At 65.4% G+C, this 5,610-nt stretch carries 4 protein-coding genes; all 4 read left to right on the top strand.

Features of this window, described 5'->3' with window-relative positions; all coding sequences use genetic code 11:
• Positions 1–404 precede the first annotated feature (404 nt).
• Positions 405–1,637, top strand: a complete 1,233-nt coding sequence (locus J0I79_RS02980; protein ID WP_292855239.1) for a 3-methyl-2-oxobutanoate dehydrogenase (2-methylpropanoyl-transferring) subunit alpha — start codon at positions 405–407, stop codon at positions 1,635–1,637.
• A gap of 3 nt (positions 1,638–1,640) precedes the next feature.
• Positions 1,641–2,654: an alpha-ketoacid dehydrogenase subunit beta gene (locus J0I79_RS02975; protein WP_292855238.1), complete on the top strand. Its 1,014-nt coding sequence runs from the start codon at positions 1,641–1,643 to the stop codon at positions 2,652–2,654.
• A gap of 16 nt (positions 2,655–2,670) precedes the next feature.
• Positions 2,671–3,999 carry a dihydrolipoamide acetyltransferase family protein gene (locus tag J0I79_RS02970; RefSeq protein ID WP_292855237.1) on the top strand — a complete coding sequence of 443 codons (1,329 nt, stop codon included), beginning with the start codon at positions 2,671–2,673 and terminating at the stop codon, positions 3,997–3,999.
• 247 nt (positions 4,000–4,246) lie between these two features.
• The coding region (gene lpdA, locus J0I79_RS02965) for a dihydrolipoyl dehydrogenase (RefSeq protein ID WP_292855236.1) at positions 4,247–5,610 on the top strand (1,364 nt) is incomplete at its 3' end.

Below are 5,610 nucleotides of genomic sequence, written 5' to 3'. Positions count from 1 at the left end.
CGCCCAAGGTCGCCCTCGTGGCCGTCGCACGAAAGATCCTGACCATCCTCAGCGCAATGATCCGAAACGACAAACCTTGGAATCCAAAACCATCCTGACAAACACAGTTGCTCATCCGTCTCGGCGCTGCGCGCCGATCCACCTTCTCCCACAGGGGGAGAAGGAAGATAGCGCGGCGCCAAGCTTCGCCACCAATCACCTTATCTGGCGGCAACCCACCCCCAATCATTCGCCAAATTGCGCGCCGGCTCGAAACATCGACAAGAAATTTCGTCGACATGTCTTCATCTTGGTGCGGGGGCAGGATCGGCCGTCGCGGCCGGGGCCGGAGGCGTGCCGGAGAATTGGCACTGGTGGGGCGATATGCGAATATCCACATCAGGCAACATTGGAGGACAAAGGTCATGGCCGATGCTGGGATGTTGCGGTTTCACGTTCCCGAGCCGGAAGTGCGTCCGGGCGGCACGCCTGATTTCTCCAATGTGACCATCGCCGAGGCCGGCTCCGTGCCGCGCCCCGAGATCGATGTCGATCCGCGCACCATCCGCGACATGGCGTTTTCGATCATCCGGGTGCTCAACCGCAATGGCGAGGCTGTCGGCCCCTGGGCCGGGCTGCTTTCCAGCGACGAGCTGCTGGAGGGCCTTCGCCACATGATGACGCTCCGCACCTTCGACGCGCGCATGCAGATGGCGCAGCGGCAGGGCAAGACCTCCTTCTACATGCAGCATCTGGGCGAAGAGGCGGTGAGCTGCGCCTTCCGCAAGGCGCTGGCCCGAGGCGACATGAATTTCCCGACCTACCGGCAGGCCGGCCTGCTCATCGCCGACGGCTACCCGATGGTGACGATGATGAACCAGATCTATTCCAACGAGGCCGATCCGCTTAAGGGCCGGCAGTTGCCGATCATGTATTCCTCGAAGGAACACGGCTTCTTCTCGATCTCGGGCAATCTGGCCACCCAGTACATCCAGGCGGTCGGCTGGGCGATGGCCTCGGCCATCTCCAACGATTCAAAAATCGCCGCCGCCTGGATCGGCGACGGCTCGACGGCCGAATCCGATTTCCATTCGGCGCTGGTGTTCGCCTCCACTTACAAGGCGCCCGTCGTGCTCAACGTCGTCAACAACCAGTGGGCGATCTCGACCTTCCAAGGAATCGCGCGCGGCGGCTCCGGCACTTTCGCGGCGCGCGGCCTCGGCTTCGGCATCCCTTCGCTGCGCGTCGATGGCAATGACTACCTGGCCGTTCACGCGGTGGCGAAATGGGCGGCGGAACGGGCGCGCGCCAATCTCGGGCCGACGCTGGTCGAATATGTCACCTACCGGGCCGGCGCCCATTCGAGCTCGGACGATCCCTCGGCCTACCGTCCGAAGACGGAATCCGATGCCTGGCCGCTCGGCGATCCGGTCGTGCGGCTGAAAAACCATCTGATAGGGCTCGGCGTCTGGTCGGACGAGCGGCACGCGCAGGCCGAGGCCGAGATCCTCGACACGGTGATCGCGGCCCAGAAGGAGGCGGAAAGCCACGGCACGCTGCATGCCGGCGGCAAGCCCTCGACGCGCGACATGTTCGAAGGCCTTTATGCCGAGATGCCGCCGCATCTCCGGCGCCAGCGCCAGCAGGCGGGAGTCTGAGCCATGCCGAGACGGACCATGATCGAGGCCATTCGCGACGCCATGGATGTGTCGATGGGACGCGACGAGAAGGTCGTCGTGTTCGGCGAGGATGTCGGTTTCTTCGGCGGCGTCTTCCGCGTTACCCATGGCCTGCAGGCCAAATACGGCAAGAGCCGCTGCTTCGACGCGCCGATCAACGAATCCGGCATTGTCGGTTCGGCCATCGGCATGGCGGCCTATGGGCTGAAGCCCTGCGTGGAGATTCAGTTTGCCGACTACATGTATCCCGCCTACGACCAACTGACACAGGAAGCGGCGCGGCTGCGCTACCGCTCGAACGGCGATTTCACCTGCCCGATCGTGGTGCGCATGCCGACCGGCGGCGGCATCTTTGGTGGCCAGACCCACAGCCAGAGCCCGGAAGCCCTGTTCACCCATGTGTCGGGGCTGAAGACGGTGGTGCCGTCCAATCCACATGACGCCAAGGGCCTGCTGATCGCGGCGATCGAGGATCCTGACCCCGTCATCTTCCTCGAGCCGAAGCGACTCTATAACGGGCCGTTCGACGGCCATCACGATCGGCCCGTAACGCCGTGGTCGAAGCATGAGCTCGGCGAAGTCGCTGACGGCCACTACACGGTTCCGCTTGGCAAGGCCGCGATCCGCCGGGCGGGTTCCGCCGTCACGGTGCTCGCCTATGGCACGATGGTCTATGTCGCGCAGGCCGCGGTCGAGGAGACCGGCATCGACGCCGAGATCATCGATCTGAGGACGCTGCTGCCGCTCGACCTCGACACCATTGTCGCGTCGGTGAAGAAGACCGGTCGCTGCGTCATCGTGCACGAGGCAACGCTGACCTCGGGCTTCGGCGCCGAACTGTCGGCGCTGGTGCAGGAAAACTGCTTCTACCACCTGGAGGCGCCGGTGGCGCGCGTCGCCGGCTGGGACACGCCCTATCCGCATGCGCAGGAGTGGGACTATTTTCCGGGACCGGCCCGCGTCGGCCGCGCCCTCCTAGAAACATTGCAAGCGTAGATTGGGGGAGCCTGAGATGGGCGAGCATATCATCAAGCTTCCCGATGTCGGCGAAGGTGTCGCCGAGGCCGAGCTTGTCGAATGGCATGTCAAGATCGGCGACATCGTGCGCGAGGACACGGTGCTGGCCGCCGTGATGACCGACAAGGCGACGGTGGAAATCCCGTCGCCGGTTGACGGCGAGATCCTTTGGCTGGGCGCCGAGATTGGCGACACGGTGGCGATCGGCTCGCCGATCGTGCGGCTGAAAGTGGCGGGCGAGGGCAACGTGCCGGCGCAGGGCAGCGCCAAGCCGCAAGCACCGACGGCGGAGCCGCCGGCGAAACCGCCGACGCCGAAGCCCGATGCCGCAGCTCCGGCCGCGAAAGCGCTCGAGACCAGCGCCCCGGAAGCGAAAGCCGCACCGGCCGCATCGACGAATGCTTCGCGGCCTTCCGTCTCTGGCGCGCCGCGCCCTGAAGGCGAAAAACCCTTGGCCTCGCCGGCGGTCCGCCTGCGCGCGAAGGAGGCCGGCATCGATCTCCGGCAGGTCACCGGAAGCGGTCCGGCCGGGCGCATCGGCCATGAGGATATCGAGGCCTTCCTGGCGCGCGGCCCGCAGGTCGCCAAGGCTTCGGGCCTCACCCGCAATGACACGGTCGAGGACATCAAGGTGGTCGGCCTCAGGCGCAAGATCGCCGAGAAGATGACGCTGTCCAAGTCGCGCATTCCGCACATCACCTATGTCGAGGAGATCGACGTCACCGCGCTCGAGGAGTTGCGCGCCGCGCTGAACAAGGAGAAGCGGCCGGCCAAGAGTGGCGGCGAAAGACCGAAGCTGACGCTGCTGCCGTTCCTGATGCGCGCCATGGTCAAGGCGATATCAGACCAGCCGCAACTCAATTCGCTGTTCGACGACGAGGCCGGCATCGTCCACCAGCATGGCGGCATCCATATCGGCATCGCCGCGCAGACGCCGGCGGGCCTGGTGGTGCCAGTCGTCAAGCACGCCGAGGCGCGCGACCTCTGGGATTGCGGCGCCGAGGTCATCCGGCTGGCCGAAGCGGCGAAGTCCGGCACGGCAACGCGCGACGAGCTCACAGGCTCGACCATCACCATCACCTCGCTCGGCGCCATGGGCGGCATCGCGACAACGCCCGTCATCAACCATCCGGAAGTTGCGATCATCGGCGTCAACAAGATGATGGTGCGGCCGGTGTGGGACGGCACGCAGTTCGTGCCGCGCAAAATGATGAACCTGTCGTCGAGCTTCGACCACCGCGTCATCGACGGCTGGGACGCGGCGGTGTTCATCCAGCGCATCAAGGCGCTGCTGGAGACGCCCGCGCTGATCTTCGTGGATTAGGGGGGATGAGCTTGATCAACCCACTTAGCCGAAAGGCGCCAGCGCTGGGATGCAGGCTCCCCCTTCTCCCCTTGTGGGAGAAGGTGTCGCCGAAGGCGACGGATGAGGGGTGCTCCAGAGAAAGCCGACGTCTCATTTCGCTGGAACACCCCTCATCCGTCTCGGCGCTGTCGCGCCGATCCACCTTCTCCCACAAGGGGAGAAGGGAAAGAGGCGCCGCGGCTTTCGCCAAGAGGAAGCAGTCGACATGAAAGAAATCTCCTGCAAGCTGCTCGTCATCGGCGCCGGCCCTGGCGGCTATATCTGCGCCATCCGCGCCGGCCAGCTCGGCGTCGACACCGTGATCGTCGAAGCGGGCAAGCCCGGCGGCACATGCCTCAATGTCGGGTGCATTCCCTCCAAGGCGCTGATCCATGCGGCGGAGGAGTTCGAGAAGGTGTCGCACATGGCCGGCGGCAAGAGCCCGCTCGGCATTTCGGTAACGGCGCCGGCGCTTGATCTTGCCAGGACGATCGCCTGGAAGGACGGCATTGTAAGCCGGCTCAACAGCGGTGTTGCCGGACTGCTGAAGAAGGCCGGGGTCAAGACCGTGCAGGGCTGGGCGACGTTTCGCGATGGCAAGACCGTGGAGGTCGAGACCGAGACCGGAAGTCAGCTAATCCGGGCCGAGACGATCGTCATCGCCACCGGCTCGGCGCCGGTCGAGCTGCCTTTTCTTCCCTTTGGAGGGCCTGTCATTTCGTCCACCGATGCAATGGCCTTGAGTGAGATCCCCAAGAGGCTTGCGGTGGTCGGCGGCGGCTATATCGGGCTGGAGCTCGGCATGGCTTTCGCCAAGATGGGCGCCAAGGTTACGGTGGTTGAAGCCCTGCCGCGCGTGCTGGCGCAATACGACGCCGAACTCACCCGGCCTGTCATCAAACGGCTCGCCGCGCTCGGTGTCGAGGTGATGACGGGCGCGAAAGCCAAAGGGCTGTCGAGCAAAGGCGATGCGCTGCTGGTCGAGACATCGGACGGCAAGAGCGCCAAGGTCGAGGCCGACAGGATCCTGGTGACGGTCGGTCGCAAGCCGGTGACCGAAGGCTGGGGCCTCGACCAGATCGACCTCGACATGGCGGGCAAGTTCATCCGCATCGACGACCAGTGCCGCACCTCGATGCGCGGCATCTTCGCCATCGGCGACGTTACCGGCGAGCCAATGCTGGCGCACCGGGCCATGGCGCAGGGCGAGATGGTGGCCGAGATCGTTGCCGGCCACAAGCGCAGCTGGGACAAGCGCTCGATCCCCGCCGTCTGCTTCACCGACCCCGAGCTGGTGACAGCAGGCCTGTCACCTGACGAAGCCAAGGCGCTCGGCGGCGAGATCAAGATCGGCATGTTCCCCTTCGCGGCCAACGGGCGGGCGATGACCAGGCTCGGCGAGGACGGCTTCGTGCGCGTCGTGGCGCGGGCGGACAATCATCTGGTGCTCGGCATCCAGGCGGTCGGGCAGGGCGTTTCGGAACTGGCGACGGCTTTCGGCCTGGCGCTGGAGATGGGCGCACGGCTGGAAGACATCGCCGGCACCATCCACGCGCATCCGACGCAGGGCGAGGGCTTCCAGGAAGCGGC

The organism is Mesorhizobium sp. (assembly GCF_017306585.1).
Lineage (GTDB): Bacteria > Pseudomonadota > Alphaproteobacteria > Rhizobiales > Rhizobiaceae > Mesorhizobium.
This window is presented reverse-complemented; position numbering and strand designations above follow the sequence as displayed.

Excerpts from the sequence above, each read along its gene's own strand:
- J0I79_RS02980 (WP_292855239.1), top strand. The coding sequence starts at position 405 with ATGGCCGATGCTGGGATGTTGCGGTTTCACGTTCCCGAGCCGGAAGTG.
- J0I79_RS02970 (WP_292855237.1), top strand. The coding sequence starts at position 2,671 with ATGGGCGAGCATATCATCAAGCTTCCCGATGTCGGCGAAGGTGTCGCC.
- J0I79_RS02975 (WP_292855238.1), top strand. The coding sequence starts at position 1,641 with ATGCCGAGACGGACCATGATCGAGGCCATTCGCGACGCCATGGATGTG.